This is a genomic window from Bacillus cereus group sp. Bc061 (assembly GCF_027715825.1).
Taxonomy (GTDB): Bacteria; Bacillota; Bacilli; order Bacillales; family Bacillaceae_G; genus Bacillus_A; species Bacillus_A paranthracis.
The window spans coordinates 1,713,330-1,736,790 of record NZ_JAQFTZ010000001.1; the positions used below are offsets into that span (position 1 = coordinate 1,713,330).

Consider the following 23,461-nt stretch of genomic DNA (forward strand, 5'->3'; position numbering starts at 1 on the left):
CAATAAAAAATGCTCCTTACAATATGTAAGAAGCATGAAAGAGGCAAACGAATATGTAAGTCGCGACCCTACCTTATATGAGTATGCTTTTCTATACCATGTTATGCTTATCCAATATGCCATATTTCTTTTTAAATCTTGTAAGAATCGTAATCCAAGACGTACTAAATAATAGTAAGAAAACAACATTCGAAATTGCATGGCTCAAATCGAAATAAAAACTTGCGATATAATACGAAATGACTGTTTCCCACGTTGCCTCTCGTATAAAACCGAGAAGTCCCCAGAAATTCATGATCCAGCCAAATAAAAATCCAACAAACAATCCGTATAGTAGTCTTCCCCATAGCTTTTTCATTAAGAACGTATTACGTAATAATCCAGCTATAAAACCAATCATACCCCATGAAAACATTTGCCACGGCGTCCACGGACCTTGTCCTAAAAAGATATTAGACACAATCGCCGCTGTTGCCCCGATCATAAATCCAGTTTCACTTCCGAACACGATTGCAGAAACGATAATAACAAAAGAAGTCGGTTGTACACTCGGTAAAATAGAAAATGGTACGCGGCTCACTGCTGCAATTGCTGCTAACACAGCGACGAGAACAATTTCACGTGAAACAAACGCCTTTCTTTCAAAGCGGATATAGAAAGGTAACATAATAACGACTAATAAAAACAAACTACTTAACATGTAATACCCATCCATGATAAGTGTAGTAAAGAGTAATGTGCCTATTATTACTGCAAAAATACATATTATGAATGCAACATATCGTTTGGACACGCTTCGTACACATCCTCCCACGTTAATGCATATGGCAATTCTTTTCGAATGAATCGATTGATAGATGTTGTATAAAAGAAGTTGCCACTAAAAAATTCTTTCGGTGCATCATTCATAATGACTGCTCCATCAAATAACATCATACATTGATCCACGTATTTCGCTGCAAATTCAATATCATGCGTTGCCATTACAATTGTTGTACCTTCTTTTTGCAGTTTCCTAAATAACTCTCCTACTCTCTCTTTCTTCCATGGATCGAGTCCCTTTGTCGGTTCATCCAGTAATAATAAAGTCGGCTTTGATAATAACGTTGTACATAATGCAAGTAGTTGTTGCTCTCCCCCGCTACAATCATGTGGATGGCGTTCTTTAAGTGCATATAGCCAAAACTTTTTAAGCTGATGTTCTGCTATTTCGTTTCCTTGTTCTCCATATAATTCACGCGCTCGTTCATACACTTCGTCCCACACTGTATCAAATGTAAAATGATAATACGGATGCTGTGATACATACCCAATACTTTTAAATCGTTCTTTCGAATCAACTTTATGTATCACTTTCCCATTCCACTTTACTTTCCCTCTTCTCGCTTTTTGCAATCCAGCTAAAAGCGTTAACAGTGTAGACTTCCCTGTCCCATTCTTTCCAACGAGAGCTACCCATTTTCCTTTTTCAATCGATACTGTTAAATCTCGTAAAATGAGCGGACTATTTTTTTCATATTGGAATGAAATATGCTCGGCACTTAAAATGACTTCTTGCTTTTCACTTTGTGCTATTGGCTCACTTACATATGACATCGCTGAAAAATCATTCATTTTCATTTGCGCTTCTCGCACTGTAAACGGAATATCTTTCGTATTCCACTCTAAAAACAATCTTGGAATTTGCGGAATAAATGGCCGGAACTTTTCTACTTCCCACATATTTGCTACAACCGTTTTCGGACTACCGTCATACACGATTTGGCCGTTACTCATACAAATAACGCGCGTTGCAAGTGGTATTACTTCATCTAAACGATGTTCACTTAAAACGATCGTAATTCCAAGTTCTTCATTAATACGCTTTAACAATCCTAAAAACTCTTTTGCGGCAATTGGATCTAACTGCGCTGTCGGTTCATCTAATAATAATAATTTCGGTTGCATTACTAATACGGCAGCTAAATTAACAAGTTGCTTCTGTCCGCCAGATAACGTATGAACAGATTGATGCAATAAATCTTGAAATCCTAAGAAACTAATAAGCTCTGCTATTCTTTTTTGAATAATATGTGATGGTAATCCAATATTTTCTAAAGAAAACGCTAATTCTTGAATTACTGTATCCATTACGAGTTGATTTTCTGGATTTTGAAATACCATACCAATTTCTTGAGCAGATAACAAATCCGGTACATTTTCTAATAAAGTACCATCATAATATGTATCCCCAGTACGCTTACCGATTGGAAGTAATTCCTTTTTAAAATGTTTTAATAAAGTCGTCTTTCCAGATCCTGATCCTCCAGCAAGTGCAATAAACTCTCCTTTTTGAACAGAAAGAGAAATATGCTGTAACGCTTCTTCGTTTTCATCAGCATATACAAATGATAAATTGTTTATTTCTGCATGCGCCACCATATCCATTCCCTTCCTTCCATTATGATTGGTAAACTAATAAACATCGTAAATACAACAAACATCATCCCATCATATTGCTGAAATAAAATAGATTCAACTTTCGGATAAATGATTAACTTTCCCCCACCATACGTACTACATATAATAGCAACTATAAATAGAATACTTAAATAACTGAGCGTATACCAATCTCGTTTTTCCATTCTATAGCGAATATATGTCGTACGTTTCGTTACACCAAATCCACGAGCTTGCATAGAATCTGCCGTTTGCAGTGCATCTTCCAATGAACAAATTAATAATACTTGCAATAGTTGCATACCATTTTTCACACGTTCCACAATGGAACCTGCATCTACCTGTACACCTTTCGTCTTTTGGACGAGTGTTATTTTCTGTAATCTTCTCATAAACAAAGGAACAAATCTCACTGTAATCATCGTTAACAATGCTACTTTCGGTGAAATTCTAGAAAACAAATATAAAAATTTATGACTTGAAATAATATCATTATACGAAGCAAACGTAAACATAATCGCCACTAGTAATAACCCCATTACTACTCCAAACATAATTGCCTCAAGTTTAATACGGCTATCACCTAACCAAAATAACGTAGTTCGGCCTCTATGTGTTAATAGCGAATTAAATAAAATGACCATAAAAAAGAAAACGATTGTGCTCGGTAACATCTTTCTTACCTTTTCGCTATTCCCTTGCATCACATTTAAAATAACAATTAATAGTATTGCTCCAATTAAAAAAAGAGGATGAAGACACATCATACATAGTATCATCACCCCGATATAATAGAAAAAATTCACAAAAGGATGTAAAGAAGAAAAACTTATTTTCATAGTCCTTTACCGAATGCCTTTCTTATTTTAATACAAACACCCACTCGATTGTATCGCCTGGTTTTACTGTAACTACACCTGCACTATGGTTTGGAAACGCACCGTTCACACGATATTTCCATCCACTAGTAGCGGTAATATCTTTTTCATATAAATCATTAATACCTTTTACATAAACTCCATCTTTAGAGCCCATTGCATCCACATCTAATCCTGTACGCTGCAATACTTTATAAACTGTATCACCTTCTTGTACATCCACCTTTTTTGCACCTAATAAATATCCTTCATTACCTTTTACTGAGATCGTAACTTGTTTTGGTTTTGGTATTACTGGATCTGGCACTGGCGGTACTGGATCTGGTACCGGTGTTGGTGGAGTTGGTACACTATTGTTCTCTTCTGGTTTTTTCTTTTGCTCCTGTTTCGGTGTTTCCTTCGGCTGATTCACAACCTTTGCTTCTTCTTTTACTTCTTGCGCTTTCGGTTGTTGCTCTTGTTGTTTCTCTTGTTGTTTCTCTTCTTGTGCTTTTTGTTGTTCTGGTTGCTTAGTAGCGACAGGCTGTTCCTGCGTTTTTTCTTCTTTCTTTACTTCCGGTTGTGCTTGTGGCTTTTCTTCTTTCGGCTTCTCTTCTACTTTTTGCTCTTGCTTTTCTTTCTGTTCGTCTTGCTTATTTTGCTCTTGTTCAGCTTGTTTTTCCTCCGGTTTTTCTTCCGGCTTCGCTTCATCTTTTTTCTCTTCTTGTTTTGCTACTTCTTCTTGCTTCGGTTCTACTTTCTTCTCAGGCTTTACCGCTGCCTCTTCACATCCGGCAAGTAGCCCAAGTGAAAGCAGTAAAGAAATAAACCATTTCATCTTACTCATGTTGCCTCTCACCTTTCATATTAAAAATTAGGAGCAAATGATTGCTCCTAATTTTTGTTAAGCTGCTTTACGTCTCCATAATACATATGCAGAAGCAATACATAATACACCCATACCTACTTCTGTCGCTGCACTATGAGAAGATGCTCCTGTTTTTGGTAATGTGCTACCGTTTCCGGATTTTTTATTTTTAACCGGTTCGTTATCCACAACAACTTTTAAAGTGTCATCTTTCGTTTCTTGTTGCACTTGTTTTTGTTCTTCTGGTTGTTCAGTAACTTCTTTTTCCACCACAACATTTTCTGAATCTACATTTGGTTTTGGATTAATTTCAGTAACAGATTCAGTTGACCAGTCATAAATCGATTTTCCAAGGTCTCTAAACTGAAGTAAAGCTAATAATGCTTGCTCTGTTGCCATTCCGCTACCGGTTTGATCGCCTGGTAACCATTTAAATTCACCATTTGGAAGTTGATATGACAATAGATTTTGCACTGCCTTATGAAGACGGTTTTGATCTACATCTTTCACAAGGGATAATCCAATAATAGCTTGCGCAGCACTATTAGAATTCTCTTGTCCATCAGCAGAGAAACCGCCATTTTCTAGTTGTTCATTATATAAGTATGCGACAGCCTTTTGCACTGCTGGTTTCACATCTGCTCGGTCTTGATAAGGAGCTAATGCTGATAAAACCATACCTGTTACATCAACGCTACTAGCACTATCTTTACTGCTTGCGCTATCATAAGTCCAGCCGCCATCTGTATGTTGCGCGTTTAAAAGTGCATCTACTAAAGCAACTCGATTCCATTTTGAATCTACTGGAATTTCATATTTTTTCGTATCAAATGCAAGTAAAGCAAATGTATAACCTGTAACAGAATTCACTTTATCTGATTCGTACAATTTTTGAACTAAATTATGTTCGCCTACCATTTTTGGGTCTGCATTCATTGCATTCATCATAATAATCGTTCTAGCTAAATCTGTCGCTGAAAAACGATTAACGCGCTTTTCTACCTTTTCAGTTACAGCCTTAACATAATTTAATTTCGCCTCGATTGGTATATTCTTTCCAGAACGAGAAAGACCTAGCGCTACCCAATCACTTTCAATTCCACCTTGTAACATCTTTTCAGACGTCTTAGAGATCGCGTCATTTACTTGTGCTGCTGGAATTTGAATGTTCTCTTGCTTTGGTTGTTCTGGTTTTTCTTGTTTTGGATCATCCGTCTTCGGTTCTTCTGGCTTTTCTTGTTTTGGATCATCCGTTTTTGGTTCTTCTGGCTTTTCTTGTTTTGGATCATCCGTCTTTGGTTCTTCTGGTTTCTCTTGCTTTGGATCATCCGTCTTTGGTTCCTCTGGTTTTTCTTGTTTTGGATCATCTGTTTTTGGTTCTTCTACAGTTTTACAAGTACCAAATTTATCTAATGTTTGTTGTAATGTTTCTTGACTCATATTGTTCCAGTCTGAAACAAAGCGGAAAACAACAACATCTCCAGATTTTAATTTATAACTATCCGCTCCAACTTCTGCAGATTTATCATTTACATCATACAGCCAGCCACTTGTAGCCCCGGCCATTAGCCCATCAATGCCTTTTATATACGTTCCAAACGACATCGTTTCAGCTTCTACTTTGTCCCCCATGACTTTTTGTAGCAAGCTTAAAGCTGTTTCCCCATCTTTAATTTGCTCTTCTTTCGGACATAACATAATGCCCTTTTGTGATTCACCAATAATTGCAAGTTTTGCTGTATTTCCTTCAGCAAACGTAATATGTACTGTATTCGCAAAAGAAACAAATACAAGTGTAACTGCCATTAACGACGTAAGCAGCCATTTTTTTAATATTGCCATCCCAAAATTTCCTCCCTTACTACTATTCACACAAAAAAAGGCCCTTCAAGGGCGTGCAATTGACACTCTTTTTTTGTAAGTGTCGAACAAACTGTGCAACACCTCCTACCCGCATCATTCGCGGCTATATTTGTATAGGAAAAATAATTTTGTTCATGAACGTATCATTGTGATAACATTCACTTTTCTAGGCACAACTTACTTCCATTTAAGTTATCGTAAAACGATAAACCTATACATTCTGTTAATTTTAAATTTCTGTATTATTTTACTATTGACAAAGAATTTTGTCCATGCTTTATCGGATTTATTTTCTAAGAATAGTAACTTACTAACCTTTAACGATGCAAACTCTTTTCACTAATAATGACGCCATCTTCATCCACATACACATATTCATTCGGCTTCCATTCAACTTGCCCAAATTGCAATGAAATATTTCGTTCTCCTTTCCCTTCTTTTACACTTCTATTCGGCATTGTCCCTAACGCTAAAATACCTATATTTATATTCTTTAGTTCACTAGAATCACGAACGTATCCATATACAATAATTCCTGCTAGCTTTCTTTCCTCCGCAATAGCTGCCAAATTATCACCGAGTAACGCACAATTCGTAGACGCTCCCCCATCAACAACTAATACCGTTCCTTCTGGTAATGTTTGTAATCCTTCCTTCACTAGTACATTATCATCCTTCACTTTTACCGTTGCAATTTTCCCGTAGAATTTTTCTTTCTTCCCAAAAGACCGAAAAGATTGGCGACATATTTGTAATTTATTTTCAAACTCATCACATAGATCCGTAGTTTTCCACATCTTTTTCCCTCTTTTCTTTTTACTTTCTATTTAACATATTCTTGGATTATTTTCGTTTCCCTGTCTAATGTTACAAGAATTTGTATGTGCGGGAAAAGGACAGAAAAACTATTGCCTTACGAAGCCACCTTTATTATAATCTATTTCACAGATAAATTTCAGAATATTGAAAATTAACCAAGTGAAAAAGGAGGGATTTTATGCAACTACAAACCGAAGTAAAAAAACAACCTAGTAAACGAAAGTTTAAAATGCCTGACGCGTACGTACTACTATTTTTTATTGCTTTACTTTGTGCAATAGCTACTTATTTCGTTCCTGCTGGAGAATTTAAAAGAGTTACAAACGGGACTGTTACAACGACAATACCAGGAAGTTACCATTCTGTTCCGCAATCACCGGTAGGGTTTGTTTCTTTTTTTACCGCTATTGAAAAAGGAATGACACTTGCTGCTCCGATCATCTTCTTAATTTTATTTACGGGCGGAGCTATTGCTATTCTTGAAAAAACAGGTGCTCTTGACGGTTTAATCTATCATGTTATTAACAAATTTCGTAATCAGCAATTACTTTTCATATGTATTGTCGCCGCACTCTTTTCCATTCTCGGAACGACTGGCATTATCGTTAACTCAGTTATCGGCTTTATCCCCATCGGCATCATCGTTGCACGCACATTAAAATGGGACGCTATCGTCGGCGTAGCCATTATTTATTTAGGTACTTATGCTGGTTTTAATGCTACTATATTATCTCCTTCACCTTTAGGCATTTCACAAAAAATTGCAGAACTCCCAATGTTTTCAGGAATTGGTTTACGCACAGCAATTTATATCTCTTTTTTACTTGCTACCATTCTATATATTAATTGGTACGTAAAACGCTTAAAAAAATCGAATAAAGGAAGCATACTCGGCGACAACTGGTTTCCAAGTAATGCTCTTTCAAGTGGAAAAGAGGCACAGAAAACAGAAGTTCCTTGGACAATACGTCATAAATTAATTTTACTCGTTGCAGCTTTATCATTAATTGCATTTTTAATAGGCGCTTTTCGTCTACATTGGACAGACGCAGAAATGACCGCTACTTTTATTTTCATCGCAATTACAGCTGGAATAATAGGTGGTATGAAAGCAAACGATATCGCTTCTACTTTTCTAGCAGGCTGCCAAAATCTCATATACGGTGCTTTGATCGTCGGAATGGCTCGTTGTATTTCAGTCATTTTAGAACAAGGAAAATTACTTGATACAATCGTTAACCAACTCGCACAGTCTCTCGAAGGACAAAGCCCGGTATTTGGCGTTATCGGTATGTATGTAAGTAGTGCCGCATTACATTTCCTTATTTCATCCGGTACAGGTGAATCTGTTATTTTCATTCCGATATTAGCTCCGTTAGCTGATTTCATGCACATTACACGCCAAGTTACAGTACAAGCTGTTATGCTCGGCGAAGGTGTAGTGAACTGCCTCAATCCAACTTCCGGTGTTTTAATGGGCGTTCTCGCAGCGAGCGGCATTTCTTACGGAAAATGGATTCGATTTATGGCTCCTCTTGCATTCATTTGGTTTATTATTGGACTTATTTTTCTTATTGTTGGGGTTAATATTGAGTGGGGACCGTATTAAAACTATGAAACTTTCTCCCTATTATTTCACCGTTATCTTATAATAATGAAAAAAAGGATTGATTATAGTAATCAATCCTTTTCACTTGCATCTCTCAAAGCTAAATCTCTGCAGCTAATAAATTGTACTCATTGTCAAAAGAAGCATGGATTCTATGGCCACCAAATACATCTCCATCATTGTATTCACAATATATATCATTTTCTCTCATTACAATGTCCATAAGAGTAATAGATTGCTCAAATGTTTCTTTCGTCATATCATATTCTCCTGCATCTACAGCATCCCAATCTAAATGTTCATCATTCTCATCATATTCAGGCCAAAAATCATTTTTATACTCTATTAATTCTTCCGCTATAGCAAGCTTAACTTTTTTATCAAATTCCTCTAAACATACATAAAGCTTTTCTGCTCTTTTCAGCATTTCATGTACTTGTACACGCTCATTTCTAACATCCAATTCCCAATGTACTTTTCCTTCGTTTTGTTCATATGTATGTAAAGTTTCATTAAAGATAAACATTCCAATCAATTCACTATTTATTGATTTTTCCATGATTTCATTTCCTTTCTATCCCTGAAAAAGAAACTTTAATTAGTTTGATAGACATGGGACTGAACTCCTAATGCTTTATTTTTATGCTGACTTTTTTCATGAAATAAAACTCAGTTATCAGTCTAAACCATTTTTTAGATTTAACAATAATATGTGTGCATTTGTAAAATTCCAATTAAGTTTGTTAAAAATGAAAAATTCTGAAGTTAGTATTTTATTAAATTTTATTTCAACCCAATAGCATTTTTATCCTTCAAATAGCCCCTTTCATTCTAATTTCTGCATTTCTTTCAGCCGTTCTATATCCTTTTCTGAAGCCTTTTCTATTTTATACAATTCATAGCTACCCTTTATCTCATTTATCACTACAAATTCGATTTCATTCCGAACATAGCTTTTCGTTTTTCCTTTTTTATAACCAATAACATTATCTAATATAGTTTCCCCACTATCTTTTTTATATAAATTATAGCTAACAGGTGGACGACCAATTACATACTTATTATCAGAAAATCCGACTATATCATCCCTTCCTAATCCTGTCGAAGCACTCCAGACAAACATAATCTGAAATATAGAATAAACAACAATACCGCATAAGAAAAAAAATAGGATTGATTTAAAAAATAACTTTACAGGCATGCTTCTCAAAAGACATTCCCTCCAATTTCACCTCAGGATAGCAAGAACAATACGTGAATTTTGTATGCTAAGGCACCAAAGTTTTTATAATGTTCCACAGCTAGTTTAAATAGTGCATCCTTACCTCAAAAACTATCGTAGAGAGTAGCTCGGCTTATGACCTTTCTCCCAAAATAAATACATAGCTTTATTTAAAGCTTGCTCTTTATTAAAACTAATCTTTCTACCCATTAACCACACCCCCGTATTATATATTTTAGTATAAATATTTTGGAACGATAAGCCCGCAAAATATTTTAAAATTAATTCTTCCGTTAGAGGGCGCTTTAAAGGTTTATATAACTGTATTAATAATAATCAAAAACACTTGAAGTTGACGTTGGGTCATTTTATATACTGTTAAGTAGCTACTATTTCGCAATTTCATAAAAGAAATTAGAAAAATAGGAGGTTTTCATATGAAACAGGGCGATATTATTATTTATGGATGTGTCATTATAGGTGCAGGTATTGGACTGTTACTGGATCATGGATTTCCTGGTGCACTAATTGGATTAGGAGCAGGCTACTTACTTAAAAATCTTCTTAGTAAAGAAGGTTAGAAGCGAAATAAGAAAATAATCGTTAAAGATAAAATCTTAACGTACAGAAAGGTAGGTTTATCAGTTGATACACATTAATAAAGTTGCAGAACTGACAGGCGTTACAGTAAGAACACTGCGTTATTACGATAAAATCGGATTATTAAAACCAGCATCCAAAACAGAGGGTGGCCATCGCTTATATACAAATGAAGAAATAAAAAAACTTCAGCAAGTTCAATTTTTAAAAAAAGTTGGATTTCCGTTACAAGAGATTAAACATATGCTCGACTTCAATGAGTGGGATTGGTCGGATAGTTTAAAGAGCCAATTATCTTATGTAATAAATGAGCAGAAAAATTTAAAGAAAATAGAATTATCCTTACGAGAAATGATAAATGGAATTGCGTTAGAGGGAGAAGAAAGCTGGATCGCGATTCAAAAAATCATGCAATTATCCAGCAAAGATAAAGAAATACAACAGTATTATCGCGAATCTATATTTAAAGAAAAAGAAATAAAACTATTAGAAAAGGTTCCTAAGATGGCAAGTGACTGTTCTGATTCACTCGAATGGATTGCTCTCATCGGCCAGTTAAAGCGTTATATGAAGGATGGCCCAAAAGCAACGAAAGTTCAAAATATCATAAGACGAATGGAGGAAAAACGCTTAGAAGAATTTGAAGGTGAGGATGAATTTCTAAATAAGCTTTGGGAGATAAGGATGGCTCCCGAACAATCAGAGAAACTTAGTTTATATCCAATCGATCAAGATGTGCTTCAGTTTATGAATGAGGCATATGCCATTTTTATGACTAAAAAAAATAATCCTGAGCCGGAATAAGGGGGAAAGCACAATGGGTACAGAGCAACTTCTCCTAATAGGCGGATTAGCTATATTAGACACGCTAAGCCCTACTACAATAGGAGTAACAATATATCTACTTTTAACAGATAAAGAACGTCTCACGAAACGTTTATTCGTTTATTTATTGACGGTAGCAGGATTTTATTTTGCTGTTGGCGTTTCACTCATGTTAGGATTAGATTTTTTGTTTAAGTTTATTTCTGGCTTATTTTAAAACCGAATCGTAAGCTGGTCGTTCTTCATTATTGGTGTCATATTATTCATTGCAAGCTTCTATATTCCACCAAAGAAAAATTCAGAGATCCCCTCACCAAAATCAAAAAGCATTTTTTCAATGATCGCGCTAGGATTCACTACTACATTAATTGAAGTGGGTACTGCATTTCCTTATTTTGCGGCAATTGGTATACTTACTACTTCTAATCTATCCTTGATACAATGGTCTTCTATTTTAGCGGGATACAACTTGATCATGGTACTGCCCTCTCTCCTGCTGTTTCTCTTCTATCTCCTATTTGGTCGGTGGATGCAAAAACCTCTCGAGAGGCTTCGAATGAAAATTGCTAATAGTACAGGATCAGCCCTATCATGGATTATGTGTATAGTTGGCTTCCTCCTAATATTAAATAGCCTGGATTATTTATAGGGTATTTATAGAACCTACACTCAGGGGAATATGTTTGAAACTACAGAAGTACTTACACCTACCATTCCCCCACACCAGTTTGTCTTTTACAGGCAGTTACTCTCCCTTCCATCTTCCTCATATTCACCTAATTTTGATGTAAGAGTCCTACTACCTGGGATAAAATATGATGCCATCCAATTCACAATTATTTCTTCCAACTCTGGATGAAGTGGCTTTCTTGCTCCTTCTTCATAATTCTTTTTAAAATCTAATGCTTTAAACTCACCTTCAAAAACTTTCAAACTATGATCCATATTTTTTATTACATATACTTCAGAATCACCTTTCACATAATCACTGATCCGCTTAGCTCTTTCAGGGTCAGCCTGAATATCTTTATCACCAGCGATAGCTAGCACTGGACATGTTACTTGTTGTAAGTCTTTATAAATGTCATGCTGAAAATGCTCTCTAAACCATTTTGCGTTCATCGGTTTAAAACCAACTTTAATCGTATCTTTTTCTGTATTCATCATTTTCTCTTTTATTTTTTCCATCTGCTTTTCTCCACGTTTCTCCACCTTGAGAAGGCGCATTAGTTTTCCCTTTATTCCTTTTTGTTCTTTTAATTCTTTATAAGCAATTTCTCTTTGTCTTTTCGTAGCCTCTTCTAATGATTCCGCAGCTCCTGTAAGAAGGATAAGCCCATTAACTGGTGTTCTTGCGTTTACTACAGTTGCCAACATACATCCTTCACTATGACCAGCCAAAATGATATTTTCTGGATCAACAAATGATTGTTCTTTTAAATACGTAATCGTAGACTCTATATCACTAACTAAATCCCACATTCCAGTCTTCAGAAATTCTCCGTCACTCTTTCCTACTCCGCGTTTATCAAAGCGGAGCGTCACTACCCCAAGTCTCGCCATTACATGCGCTAAATCTTTATATATGTTCGCCTCAAGCTTTAGCGGTACGATCGTTCCATCACGATCAATCTCTCCAGATCCCGCGATAATGACAACAGCCGCATACTTCCCATCAGCTTTTGGTTTAGTGAGTGTACCTTGCAAAGTAAACTCACTATTGATCGCTACTTCATATTCATCAAAAGTCATCATTTTGTCCCCCTATTCTTTTATATCCAATTTAAATTTCAAACTCGCTATTATATTTTTGTACTCTCTTTCATCTTTCATCGGAGTGAAAACTGGATTCTCTGCAATACTTTGTAACATGCTTCGCTTTATAATCTCTTCATTTCTAACTGTTTTAGCGCCGAGTGGAAATTCTGCAAACCATCCGTCAATCGCATCAAAATAGGAATCACCGTGTAAATGCAGACTATTTACTGTGAAGCTTGCCGCACAAACTGCTGCATATTTCCGTAACATTTCTAATGCTCTTTCAAAATTGCCTTGCATACAATATACTTGTGCAGCAGCATAGTATACTTTTAAAGTCATATTAGGATGCAATGTTTCTATTTCATATATATCTATTAACATAAAAGCTCTATTTAAAATCACCTCTACTTTTTCAACGTTTGAGGCATTTACTACTACGTAATTTGGTATTGTCGCAACGAGTTGTATTAAATGTTGGTACATACTAATTTGCATTATTTCATTTGCCTTTTCAGCATTTCCAAGCATTTGATACGCTTGTGCGATTAGATCTTCCTCTGGAACGTTAGGACGTATCGTTCCGCCAAGTAATTGCAATACTTCATTCGGTTTATTGAGTATAAGATAGCAAGTTGCTTGAAACGATACCGCCTCTTTCACAAGAGAAACATCATCACTTTCTTCCTGAACCCTTCTAAAGAGATTCATTGCTTCTTCTAAAATTTCAATTCTTTTATCCGTGTCCTCTGTTAACATATGGTGATTAATAAAAAGTAGTCCCATTTGAAGTAATAACGGAAAACAAGAATAATATTTTTTAATTATTTCTCTGCACTCCACCATTACTTCATCAAACGGTTTTTCACTAAAAGCTTCTGCTAGTCTATGATATAAATCCCTAATATCTTCTGGTTCCATTTGCGGTGTATAACAGATTAGTTCATCTATACTTATATTAAAGTACGATGCTAACAGTGGTAAAAATGTAATATCCGGATAACTCTGCCCTGTCTCCCACTTAGAAACAGATGCCTTCGTAATACCGATATACGCCGCTAACTCTTCCTGCGTAATTCCCTTTTCTTTTCTCTTATCCGCAATTACTTTATGAATGTTTATCTCCTTCACATCATCACCTCATACTTTTATTATATGCTTTTATTTCAAACAAAATATGGATTTGAAGTCGACTTTCGTTAACAAAATCAACTGTTAGGAAACATGTCTCTAAAATCAAAGGCAGGGACATATTTGATATGTCCCTGCCTTTTTATTGTGGGGTACCGATACATAGCCATCTAGCTAAGAGTTTGAAGTGCTTCAAAATCAAACATTTCATCTCACCATAGTTTTCTATGAGATTCCAGTGAACAGCTTATTTACATAACTTTCGAAGTCGGAAGTACAAATTATCTTTTTTGATAGATACAAGAAATTAAGAACTGATCCTTATTCAAGAAAAGCACCCGTTAATTCAATAACCATCTCACATAATTTTTTTCAATACCTTTACCATAAATGGTGTCTTTAATGTCTCTTTTATTAGTGAATTTTTGTGTTTCATAAAATTATTGATCTGTTTTTTTCTATTTGGAACCATTAAAAAAGGTAATCTACTAGGATTAAACCATCCAATTTTTGCAGTTTCAGGTCCATTATTTATTGGTTCTCCTCCTAGTAATTTTCCTGAAAATATATGTTGCATATCATTGTATTCAGGCTGGTGATATTCTCCTATTTTACGTTCAATAGCAATTATATAGCCCGTTTCTTCTTCAGTTTCTCTTATAGCGCATTTATCTAACTGTTCGTTCTCTTCTAATCTTCCCCCAGGCAAATCCCAGATAGGATAATCATTTCGTTTAACTAGCAATATTTTGCCTTCATTATTATCAACAATAGTAAAGCACCCTGTGGTTTTTATAGTATTCATTATAAATATAATCTCCTTAACTTACTCAATTGCTAACAAACTTGTATTTCTCTATGTCTAATAAATTTTCCTTTTTGCTGAATTAAACTGGCCCTTTAATGGAACAACATAAGATGAATATTCTATACATGCTCGGTTAACATAACGTCTCATTAGCGGAAGTAATATATAGATAGGTGCAACAATAATTAAAAATCTTTTATATGTTTTCTAATATCTGCGGCTATTTTGGTAGGATCATCAATCTCAAAAAAGATATATTTATATTTTTCATGACCTTCTAATTCAATCATTACGAGAGGGACTCTATTTTCATAAGAGAGAAAGTACCATTCGTCAGCATATTTAAAACTTCCTTCAAAAATATTGAGAGAAGAAATTGATGTTCCAGGCATACGAAGCATCCATTGTGGAGCATCAAAATAGTCAACATAGACACTCTTGATCGTGTTATAAGGCATTTTTAATTTTAGTTTAAATGCAAGTAATCCTGTTACCCCATTTAGCTTTAGAATCACACCTTCATTATCAAACAGTATTTCTTTCCCCATAATTCCCCTACCTCCTCCTATAAAATAAAACGCCATAGCAATCCCCCATTATTTAAGAGAAGGTTTACTATTCTTTATATTTTTCTGGATCATTAATAAAGAAACGAACTTCTCCACATTTGGAACAAACATATGGAATTACCTTACTATACGTTGCATTTACAACAGCATGTTGGGATGGTTTATTCAAAATACCAACACTGCCTCCCCCAGATTTCAGAAGGGATTTTGTCAATGATATTCCGCATTGATTACAAGTCTTTTCTTTCATATAGTTTCTCCTTCATATCTAATCATTTTCCTTATTGTACCATTTGAGGTAACTGATTTGTTCATATTTTTAGATGTATATTCTATACATATCAGGTTAACATAACGTCCTATTATCAGTAGCATGAAAAAAGGAGAACCCTGCTCTCACAAGGGAACCTTCTTTTTTAGTTCTATGAATCTATACATATTCTATACATTCCTATTCTGGTATCGTTTTATGGTTCTTGTTTGTTACTCGATTAGCCAAAAAACTGTATAAAATCTTGCATACTCTTATGCGTGGGGTTTTTCAAAAATACTAGCATTACCAATATATGCTTTCTTATGGGTATTTCTTGAAAACTCATTAAAACACTCTCCAGTCCTTTTGCTATCTTTAAGGGTAACTCTTGTTTATTTAAATTCCTTGTAACGAGGCATTGTCCTCCCCCCAAAGCCAAACAAATGATTCATATTACAGTCTGTTTCAAACTGAATATTCAATATTTAATCATTTTAATATAGACATATAAATAAAAAGGATAATCAGCCCCATAATGGACTAATTATCCTATAAATGTTTATCTAAACTAGAACTTCTTTCCCTATGTATATTTATTTCGTTACCTCACCAAACTGCGCTCTCGTCACTTTCACCAAGTCATCCACTTTCAGCTCAATTTGTATACCTATTTTTCCGCCGCTTACTATCATCGTTTCAAGTAATTGGGCACTCGCATCAATACATGTAGAAAATAACTTCTTCATTCCGACTGGTGAACAGCCGCCGCGAATATATCCTGAAACTTTCGTAATATCTTTAACAGGAATCATTTCAATTTTCTTTTCACTTACTGCTTTTGCGGCAGCTTTTAAATTTAGTTCCTCATCTACCGGGATGATAAACACATGATAATTTTTACTATTCCCTTGAGCGATTAACGTTTTATATACTTCTCTCACTTCTCGTCCAATTTTCTCGGCTACTGATACGCCATCAATTTTCCCATCGTCTGGATTATATGACATCATCGAATATTCAATTTTCTCTTTATCTAATATTCGCATCGCATTTGTTTTATCTTTTTTCATAGTGATCTCCTTAAACGGTTATTTCATATTATTAAGTTTTATTATACACCCTTTTCCATTTCTCCTACATAACTTCACGTATATTTCAAAACTAAAAATATTGATAATTCAAAAATCATCTGATATAATTTGGAAAAACTTATTGTTAAGGAGAGATTTGTAATGCAAAATTTTAATATTTCTTTCCAACTTCATCATCATACGTAACGCCGTGTATCCGAAGAAAAATTTTTCTTCGTGGGTACAGGGCTTTTCCTGTTGACCCACGAAGCGTTTATAAAGCTATGTGGGTATTTTTATACCTGCATAGCTTTTTTTAATTTAAAAAGGAGTGATTATGGTGGAAATGAGAAATGTAAAAGGAACGAAAGACTATTTACCAGAGGAACAAGTACTACGAAATAAAATTAAAAGAGCGTGCGAAGACACGTTTGAACGATACGGATGTAAACCGTTAGAAACGCCGACATTAAATATGTATGAGCTTATGTCTTACAAGTACGGCGGTGGTGATGAAATATTAAAAGAAATATATACACTTCAGGATCAAGGAAAACGCGCACTTGCCTTACGTTACGATTTGACAATTCCATTCGCAAAAGTTGTGGCAATGAATCCAAACATACGCCTTCCTTTTAAACGGTATGAAATTGGGAAAGTATTTCGAGATGGCCCTATTAAACAAGGGAGATTTCGTGAGTTTATACAATGTGACGTTGATATTGTCGGTGTTGAATCTGTCATGGCAGAAGCGGAACTTATGAGCATGGCGTTTGAACTGTTCCGAACGTTAAACTTAGAAGTAACGATCCAATATAATAACCGCAAATTGTTAAATGGTATTCTTCAGGCCATTAACATCCCTACTGAATTAACAAGTGACGTCATTTTATCATTAGACAAAATCGAAAAGATTGGGATTGATGGCGTACAAAAAGATGTATTAGAGCGCGGAATTTCTGAAGAAATGGCTGATACGATATGTAATACCGTATTATCTTGTCTACAGCTTTCAATTGCTGACTTTAAAGAAGCTTTCAATAATCCACTCGTTGCCGATGGAGTAAACGAATTACAACAATTACAGCAATATTTAATCGCACTTGGAATAAATGAAAATGCTATATTTAATCCGTTTTTAGCGCGAGGACTCACAATGTATACAGGTACCGTATATGAAATCTTTTTAAAAGATGGATCAATTACATCTAGCATCGGTAGCGGTGGTCGTTACGATAATATTATTGGAGCATTCCGTGGTGATGATATGAACTATCCAACAGTCGGTATTTCATTCGGTTTAGACGTTATTTATACAGCACTATCACAGAAAGAAACGATATCATCTACAGCGGATGTATTTATCATTCCGCTTGGGACAGAATTACAATGCTTACAACTTGCCCAGCAATTACGTTCTACCACTTCCTTAAAAGTCGAACTTGAACTAGCAGGACGCAAATTAAAACGCGCCCTTAATTATGCAAATAAAGAGAATATCCCTTATGTGCTTATTATTGGGGAAGAAGAACTTAGTACAGAAACTGTTGTGCTGCGGAATATGAAGGAAGGTAGTGAAGTGAAGGTTCCGCTTTCTTCTTTAAGTAATTATTTGTAATACGAACCACCCTCGTTTGGGTGGTTTTTCTATTTTATAAATAACTCATAATTAGTTAACATAAAAAAATTACATTCTACTAAAATCTACAAATATATAATATCCAATTACCTATTATTTTTGGTAATATATAGATATGAATTATTTTAGGAGGATTCACTTTGAAAACCTACATCCAAGCACTAAAGTGGACTACAGGGATCTATCATCTTTTATTACTTCCTTGTTATTATTTATTTCTAAGTCACGTTAACCTATATGGGATACCTTTACTTTTATTGATTGTGTTACATATCACTACTATTTTATTAGCTAAAAAAGTAGACATGAATACGTACCCTCATTATATTGGCATTATCGTTACTCTAGTTGCCTTCTTTCCTTATATAGTAATCGTTCTACATATTATAGCAGCCATTTTCCTTTTATTAGATGCGGCTTCTATGAATGCAAAAGAAGTGTATGATTCATAACAGGATAAAATGAAACTTTAATCAGTAGAGTTTTGAAGTCAGTTAGCAAATTGCAAAATTTACATAATAACGTTATTGCTAACACCCAAAAAGGATTTACTTTTTAAGTAAATCCTTTTTCAAATTACCCTCCTTACCCCAGACCAATAAAAGAATATTATGTTTAATTTTTATGAATTTCTAAATATTTATAAAATATTCAAATTAACATACATTTTAGTTATATAAAAAACTAAGTGTAAAGGAGATGAATTCATGCTAAAAAAAATGATAGTAGGTGCAGTGGTAGCCATTTCATCATTAACTGTAGGGTTAGGATCAGTATCAGCTAGTACCGAAAAGGGTTATTCGATTACCTCTTTTGAATATGTAACTGTAGATGAAAAGACTGTAGATTCGTTTAACAAATTGGATGCTCCATCAAAGGAAGACATAAAAATAACTTTAGTTCTACCGAAACAAAATCAAAATGGAAACTGGTTATCTTATGGATTTTCGACCAAAGAAAGTTTAGAGTCTTTTATTAAAAAAGATAAACAAAGGTTGAATCATACAATCACTCCTCTTGGTGTCGGAGGAAGCGGACCTAATAATACAGATTTCTATGAACATGCAAATAAAGGTGGCGAGTATTTTTCTCTTAGTAGCGGTTTTAAAAATTTGCCTCTTAGTTGGCAAAATAGAATTTCTTCTGTAAGTACAGCATCCCCTACTGCTAGCTATTCAACAACGCTATGGGAACATACTTCAACTGAAGGATATGGAAAAGGTGTTGTTTTTAAACACGCTGATTGGTATGGCAAAACTGTAAACTTGCATGACTTCGCAATTTCAGCAGTTGATGTTAAAAAGTAAAAACATGAAAATAAAAGGTGTCTTCACATATGGAAAACACCTTTTATTTCTACAACTCTTTCCTATTATTTTTCGTATTCCTACTCTCCAAAACTTTCTCCATATTATGAGTCGCCCACTCCATCATTAATAGAATCATTGGGCGAAGCGATTCACCAAGCTCCGTTAACGAATATTCTACTTTTGGAGGTACTTCACGGTACACTTCACGATGTATGATGCCATCTGCTTCAAGTTCTCTCAGCTGTAATGTTAACATTCTTTGTGTGATATTAGGTTTTAATCTTTTTAATTCATTAAACCTCTTTGTCCCATCTAATAGATGATACAAAATTACCCCTTTCCATTTCCCTCCAATGACCTCAACCATCGCTTCCACTGGACAAGAATATTTATTTAAAAATGGGTAATTTACATTATTTTCGTTTGAACAATCCATAATAAATCCCTTCCCTTAACATTAGTATCTTTTTTGATACTATACCACATAAATGTGCGTACTTGTTTCTATGTTACTTTAAAAATATAATTTGGTTACAAAATAAATTAATGAAAAGAGGAACTTTTATGACAAATACAAATCAAACTACAAAAGAAAAAATTATGGATGCTTTTCATTTCAGACATGCATGTAAAGAGTTCGATCCTATGCACAAAATTTCAGAAGAAGATTTTAAATTCATTTTAGAAACAGGCAGATTATCCCCTTCTTCTTTCGGATATGAACCTTGGAAATTTGTTATCGTACAAAATAAAGAAGTAAGAGAAAAACTACAACCATATTCATGGGGCGCTGGTGGGCAACTTGCAACAGCTAGCCACTTTGTCATTGTTCTTTCAAGAAATATTAAAGATATGCATTATGATGCAGATTATATTAAACATATGATGAATGATATTATTGAATTACCTGAAGACGCGCAAAAAATTAGATATGAATTCTTCAAAAAGTTCCAGGAAACAGATTTTAACTTATTACAATCTGATCGTGCTGTATTTGATTGGGCATCTAAGCAAACTTATATTGCTTTAGGGAATATGATGACGAGCGCAGCTCAAATCGGGATTGATTCTTGTCCAATAGAAGGATTTGATAAAGAGAAAGTAGATTCTTTACTTCGTCAAGAAGGCATTATCAATGGAGATAACTTTGAAGTATCTGTTATGGTTGCCTTTGGTTACCGTAAAGAAGAGCCAAAACGTGATAAAACAAGACAGACTATGGATGCAATTGTTGAATGGATTGAATAAGATAACATGCGCTCCTTATAGCTGTATACTCATACGAAAAAAGTAGAATTTCATTTCTCTTATGTATGAAATTGGTTTTTCATGGAAAGATATATTAGTATGTATGCAGTTTAAACACTCTATTTATTAGAGTTGGACAGGAGGAGAATGAATATGTCTGATATTGAAGTTGGCGAAGTGTTTACTCTTAGTGATGAGAATAACGAAGAGCAAGAAGTAGAAGTGCTTGGAGCGATGGATGTCGAAGGCGCTGAATATATTGCAGTTGCCTTTGTTGAAGACATTCAAACAGAAACCGAGGAAGACATTGATATTTTCTTTTTAAAAGTAGAAGAAGATAGTGAATTCTCATATATTGAGAATGACGAGGAATTTGAAAAAGTATCTGCTGCGTTTGAAAAGATTTTGGATGAGCAAGAGCAAGAATAGAATGAAACACACGAGGACGGATACATATCCGCCCTCTTTTTATTTTTCACTCATCCAAAGATTTATGCAGCAATTCCAGTACATCTTTCATCACAAAAGGACCGTCTTTTTTTACATGCTCAGCAAATTCAGAAACGAGACGTAGTGTACTCACACTTTCAACCGGATGCTCTCCTGAAGCACTTTCAGCAGAAAGCATGACAGCATTCGTTCCGTCCAGTACAGCTTGAAACACATCCGTTACCTCAGCCCTTGTTGGAATAGAATGATCTACCATAGATTGAAGCATTTGTGTTGCTGTAATAACATATGTATTCGTTCGATTACATTCCTGAATCATCATTTTTTGCAAGAGCGGAATAAATTGAAACGGTAACTCAACTCCTAAATCTCCCCTTGCAATCATAATTCCATCTGCTTCTTTACATATATCTTGAAAATTTTCAATCGCTTCCATCGTTTCTATTTTGGCAATTAAATTAGGTGACGTTTCTTTATATTGTTGTATGAAATCTCGTATTTCTTTTATATGACTAGGTTTTCTTACGAAAGAACATGCGATAAAATCAACACCTTCTTCTAAAAGAAACTGAATATCTTTTTTATCTTTCTCTGTAATAGCTGGTAAACGAACGATTGCGCCTGGTAAGTTCACCCCTTTATGAGAGGAGATATTACCACCTGTTTTCACCTTCGTTTCTATTTTATCCGTACTTACTTTCTCAACGATTAACTCAACTTCACCATCATTAACTAAAATTCTACTTCCGACTTTCACATCATTCGCGATTCCTTCATAATCAACACTTGCTTCCGTACTACTCCCTGTAACTGGTTGCGTATGCAAAATAAAAGAATCTCCCGCCTGAAGTGTAATTTGTTCTCCTTTCATTTCACCTAACCTTATTTTAGGACCTTGTACATCGCCTAAAATTTTAATAGAATCATCTAACGATTTCACTAAACGAATGATATCTTTATGACTTTCATGCGTCCCATGTGATAAATTTAGCCGAACAATTTTCATACCATTGCTTATTAACTGCGCTAACGTTTCTTTATTATTACTTGCTGGCCCAATTGTACAAATTCGATCGATTGTCATTTTTATCACCATCCTTTTTCATTATGATTCCCATAAACTTTCATTACACTCTCAACATAAAAAAAGCCTACTCCCACAAGTAGGCTTTTAAAACTACGAAAGTTTTGTTAATAATTGATTTAAATCTTTTTTCGTTTTCGTCGTTAATGATTTCATTTTAGTAATATCTATCTTTTCTTTCTCCGCCCCTACAATTAACGGATACATACTTTGTCCAATTGTTTTATATTCAGCTGGGTGTGATGTTTCTAACTCTTTCTCAATTACATCCCACTTTGCATTAATTTGTTTTCCAAGTTTATTTACTGTATCCAATTTCGGATTAGCAGCTAACTGCTTATCTAAGCTATCCACTAATGCAGCAACTTCTTTCACACTCGTTTTCACAGCTACACTTTTCTTCGGATCTTTCGTTGTTTTTCCGTCTGAGTTTGTACTTGTACTTTGATCTGTTGTTTTCCCGCTAGTCGTTTGATCATTCGTCTTTCCTGTCGTCTCTTTTTCTTTTGTTTTTACATTCTCGTTTTGAGTTGACGTTTTACCGTTACTTTCTGTTCCCGATGATTCTTTCGTGTTTTTTGTATCTTTATCTGTTTTTTCATTTGAAGAAGTATTTGTTTCTTTTTCAGTATCTTTCGTTGTTTTTGACGCTTCATCTGCACTTGTCGTTTTTGATTCTCCTTCATTTTGCGCTGTTACTTGCTCTTTCTTTTCTGTTTCTTTATCTGCTGACGGACTACAAGCTGCCATAGTAAGCATTGTACCAATTGTTATCGATGCGATAGCGACCTTTTTCATTTTCATATAAATCCCCCTATGTTTACGTTTTTATCCTCCCCTTTACGATTCGATTTCCCCTTAAAAAATCCCTTTTCATACGAATTACCATCTTTCCGACAGTAATCTTCATAATAATACGTACAAAAACTGATAAATCAATTTGAATATTCGAGTTTCTTCTACTTCATTTTTCTTCTCTATAGTAAAAGAAAAAGAGTATATTGTCACATGAAGAATTACGATCTTCATATGACGATAT

The 23,461-nt window shown here is 34.7% G+C and carries 25 protein-coding genes and 2 pseudogenes; 9 read left to right on the forward strand and 18 right to left on the reverse strand.

Annotation, left to right across the window (positions count from 1 at the left end):
• Nucleotides 1-91: 91 nt before the first annotated feature.
• From PDQ40_RS08890 to rraA, 6 genes are all read right to left on the reverse strand, one after another.
• Complete coding sequence (locus PDQ40_RS08890; protein WP_002170204.1) at nucleotides 92-793, reverse strand: ECF transporter S component; 702 nt, start codon at nucleotides 791-793, stop codon at nucleotides 92-94.
• The gene (locus PDQ40_RS08895) at nucleotides 766-2,427 is read right to left on the reverse strand and encodes an ABC transporter ATP-binding protein (protein ID WP_033688067.1); all 1,662 of its coding nucleotides are present in this window, start codon (nucleotides 2,425-2,427) and stop codon (nucleotides 766-768) included. The genes PDQ40_RS08890 and PDQ40_RS08895 overlap by 28 nt, the downstream gene beginning before the upstream one ends.
• Entirely contained in the window at nucleotides 2,400-3,278 is an 879-nt protein-coding gene (locus PDQ40_RS08900) for an energy-coupling factor transporter transmembrane component T (RefSeq protein WP_002163588.1), read from the reverse strand. Before PDQ40_RS08900 ends, PDQ40_RS08895 begins: the two co-directional genes overlap by 28 nt.
• Nucleotides 3,279-3,300: 22 nt before the next feature.
• Nucleotides 3,301-4,143 carry a DUF4430 domain-containing protein gene (locus tag PDQ40_RS08905; RefSeq protein ID WP_000041425.1) on the reverse strand — a complete coding sequence of 281 codons (843 nt, stop codon included), beginning with the start codon at nucleotides 4,141-4,143 and terminating at the stop codon, nucleotides 3,301-3,303.
• A 57-nt stretch (nucleotides 4,144-4,200) separates the two neighbouring features.
• Nucleotides 4,201-6,006 (reverse strand): DUF4430 domain-containing protein, encoded by a 1,806-nt coding sequence (locus PDQ40_RS08910; RefSeq protein WP_270691382.1) that lies wholly within the window; start codon nucleotides 6,004-6,006, stop codon nucleotides 4,201-4,203.
• A gap of 338 nt (nucleotides 6,007-6,344) precedes the next feature.
• Nucleotides 6,345-6,824: a ribonuclease E activity regulator RraA gene (gene rraA / locus PDQ40_RS08915; RefSeq protein WP_000266068.1), complete on the reverse strand. Its 480-nt coding sequence runs from the start codon at nucleotides 6,822-6,824 to the stop codon at nucleotides 6,345-6,347.
• 200 nt (nucleotides 6,825-7,024) lie between these two features.
• On the opposite strand from rraA, the gene PDQ40_RS08920 reads away from it, so the two are divergent.
• The gene (locus PDQ40_RS08920; RefSeq protein ID WP_001176951.1) at nucleotides 7,025-8,455 is read left to right on the forward strand and encodes a YfcC family protein; all 1,431 of its coding nucleotides are present in this window, start codon (nucleotides 7,025-7,027) and stop codon (nucleotides 8,453-8,455) included.
• A 100-nt stretch (nucleotides 8,456-8,555) separates the two neighbouring features.
• On the opposite strand, the gene PDQ40_RS08925 is transcribed toward PDQ40_RS08920, so the two are convergent.
• The 3 genes and pseudogenes from PDQ40_RS08925 to PDQ40_RS28200 all read right to left on the reverse strand — a co-directional run.
• Nucleotides 8,556-9,014: a DUF2262 domain-containing protein gene (locus PDQ40_RS08925; protein ID WP_270691383.1), complete on the reverse strand. Its 459-nt coding sequence runs from the start codon at nucleotides 9,012-9,014 to the stop codon at nucleotides 8,556-8,558.
• Between the two features lie 267 nt (nucleotides 9,015-9,281).
• Entirely contained in the window at nucleotides 9,282-9,656 is a 375-nt protein-coding gene (locus PDQ40_RS08930) for a hypothetical protein (protein WP_012644490.1), read from the reverse strand.
• A gap of 128 nt (nucleotides 9,657-9,784) precedes the next feature.
• Nucleotides 9,785-9,887: pseudogene (locus tag PDQ40_RS28200) on the reverse strand (TetR/AcrR family transcriptional regulator); the annotation flags it as partial.
• 227 nt (nucleotides 9,888-10,114) lie between these two features.
• Here PDQ40_RS28200 and PDQ40_RS08940 point away from each other — a divergent pair.
• The 3 genes and pseudogenes from PDQ40_RS08940 (at nucleotide 10,115) to PDQ40_RS08950 (ending at nucleotide 11,751) form a co-directional block, all read left to right on the forward strand.
• A complete protein-coding gene (locus tag PDQ40_RS08940; RefSeq protein WP_000808927.1) occupies nucleotides 10,115-10,258 on the forward strand; it encodes a hypothetical protein in 144 nt (47 codons plus the stop codon).
• A gap of 64 nt (nucleotides 10,259-10,322) precedes the next feature.
• Nucleotides 10,323-11,081 carry a MerR family transcriptional regulator gene (locus tag PDQ40_RS08945; RefSeq protein ID WP_270691384.1) on the forward strand — a complete coding sequence of 253 codons (759 nt, stop codon included), beginning with the start codon at nucleotides 10,323-10,325 and terminating at the stop codon, nucleotides 11,079-11,081.
• A gap of 13 nt (nucleotides 11,082-11,094) precedes the next feature.
• Nucleotides 11,095-11,751, forward strand: a pseudogene (locus PDQ40_RS08950) (GAP family protein).
• An 86-nt stretch (nucleotides 11,752-11,837) separates the two neighbouring features.
• On the opposite strand, the gene PDQ40_RS08955 reads toward PDQ40_RS08950, so the two are convergent.
• The 6 genes from PDQ40_RS08955 to ybaK all read right to left on the reverse strand — a co-directional run bounded on the left by PDQ40_RS08955 (nucleotide 11,838) and on the right by ybaK (nucleotide 16,691).
• Nucleotides 11,838-12,854 (reverse strand): alpha/beta hydrolase family protein, encoded by a 1,017-nt coding sequence (locus PDQ40_RS08955; RefSeq protein WP_098946585.1) that lies wholly within the window; start codon nucleotides 12,852-12,854, stop codon nucleotides 11,838-11,840.
• A gap of 12 nt (nucleotides 12,855-12,866) precedes the next feature.
• Nucleotides 12,867-13,991 (reverse strand): helix-turn-helix domain-containing protein, encoded by a 1,125-nt coding sequence (locus tag PDQ40_RS08960; protein WP_214328217.1) that lies wholly within the window; start codon nucleotides 13,989-13,991, stop codon nucleotides 12,867-12,869.
• Nucleotides 13,992-14,349: 358 nt separating this feature from the next.
• Nucleotides 14,350-14,796, reverse strand: a complete 447-nt coding sequence (locus PDQ40_RS08965; RefSeq protein WP_001092198.1) for an NUDIX hydrolase — start codon at nucleotides 14,794-14,796, stop codon at nucleotides 14,350-14,352.
• 188 nt (nucleotides 14,797-14,984) lie between these two features.
• Nucleotides 14,985-15,347 carry a hypothetical protein gene (locus tag PDQ40_RS08970; protein ID WP_012644491.1) on the reverse strand — a complete coding sequence of 121 codons (363 nt, stop codon included), beginning with the start codon at nucleotides 15,345-15,347 and terminating at the stop codon, nucleotides 14,985-14,987.
• A 67-nt stretch (nucleotides 15,348-15,414) separates the two neighbouring features.
• Complete coding sequence (locus PDQ40_RS08975; protein WP_270691385.1) at nucleotides 15,415-15,618, reverse strand: hypothetical protein; 204 nt, start codon at nucleotides 15,616-15,618, stop codon at nucleotides 15,415-15,417.
• A 596-nt stretch (nucleotides 15,619-16,214) separates the two neighbouring features.
• Nucleotides 16,215-16,691, reverse strand: coding sequence for a Cys-tRNA(Pro) deacylase (gene ybaK / locus PDQ40_RS08980; protein WP_000710877.1), 477 nt, complete (start codon nucleotides 16,689-16,691; stop codon nucleotides 16,215-16,217).
• Between the two features lie 340 nt (nucleotides 16,692-17,031).
• Here ybaK and PDQ40_RS08985 point away from each other — a divergent pair, with 340 nt between their 5' ends.
• From PDQ40_RS08985 to PDQ40_RS08995, 3 genes are all read left to right on the forward strand, one after another.
• Nucleotides 17,032-18,309 carry a histidine--tRNA ligase gene (locus PDQ40_RS08985; protein WP_270691386.1) on the forward strand — a complete coding sequence of 426 codons (1,278 nt, stop codon included), beginning with the start codon at nucleotides 17,032-17,034 and terminating at the stop codon, nucleotides 18,307-18,309.
• A 161-nt stretch (nucleotides 18,310-18,470) separates the two neighbouring features.
• On the forward strand, nucleotides 18,471-18,782 hold the full coding sequence (locus tag PDQ40_RS08990) for a hypothetical protein (RefSeq protein ID WP_000860710.1): 312 nt from the start codon (nucleotides 18,471-18,473) through the stop codon (nucleotides 18,780-18,782).
• Nucleotides 18,783-19,037: 255 nt separating this feature from the next.
• Entirely contained in the window at nucleotides 19,038-19,637 is a 600-nt protein-coding gene (locus PDQ40_RS08995; RefSeq protein ID WP_000914519.1) for a hypothetical protein, read from the forward strand.
• A 49-nt stretch (nucleotides 19,638-19,686) separates the two neighbouring features.
• On the opposite strand, the gene PDQ40_RS09000 is transcribed toward PDQ40_RS08995, so the two are convergent.
• Nucleotides 19,687-20,076: a winged helix-turn-helix transcriptional regulator gene (locus tag PDQ40_RS09000; protein ID WP_000340663.1), complete on the reverse strand. Its 390-nt coding sequence runs from the start codon at nucleotides 20,074-20,076 to the stop codon at nucleotides 19,687-19,689.
• Between the two features lie 128 nt (nucleotides 20,077-20,204).
• On the opposite strand from PDQ40_RS09000, the gene PDQ40_RS09005 reads away from it, so the two are divergent.
• On the forward strand, nucleotides 20,205-20,888 hold the full coding sequence (locus PDQ40_RS09005; protein ID WP_270691387.1) for an NAD(P)H-dependent oxidoreductase: 684 nt from the start codon (nucleotides 20,205-20,207) through the stop codon (nucleotides 20,886-20,888).
• A 147-nt stretch (nucleotides 20,889-21,035) separates the two neighbouring features.
• A complete protein-coding gene (locus PDQ40_RS09010; RefSeq protein ID WP_001997837.1) occupies nucleotides 21,036-21,317 on the forward strand; it encodes a DUF1292 domain-containing protein in 282 nt (93 codons plus the stop codon).
• A 46-nt stretch (nucleotides 21,318-21,363) separates the two neighbouring features.
• Here the strand turns inward: PDQ40_RS09010 and PDQ40_RS09015 are convergent, their stop codons facing one another.
• Nucleotides 21,364-22,434, reverse strand: coding sequence for a pyruvate kinase (locus PDQ40_RS09015; RefSeq protein ID WP_073536287.1), 1,071 nt, complete (start codon nucleotides 22,432-22,434; stop codon nucleotides 21,364-21,366).
• Between the two features lie 81 nt (nucleotides 22,435-22,515).
• Complete coding sequence (locus tag PDQ40_RS09020) at nucleotides 22,516-23,226, reverse strand: hypothetical protein (protein ID WP_046198414.1); 711 nt, start codon at nucleotides 23,224-23,226, stop codon at nucleotides 22,516-22,518.
• Nucleotides 23,227-23,461 lie beyond the last annotated feature (235 nt).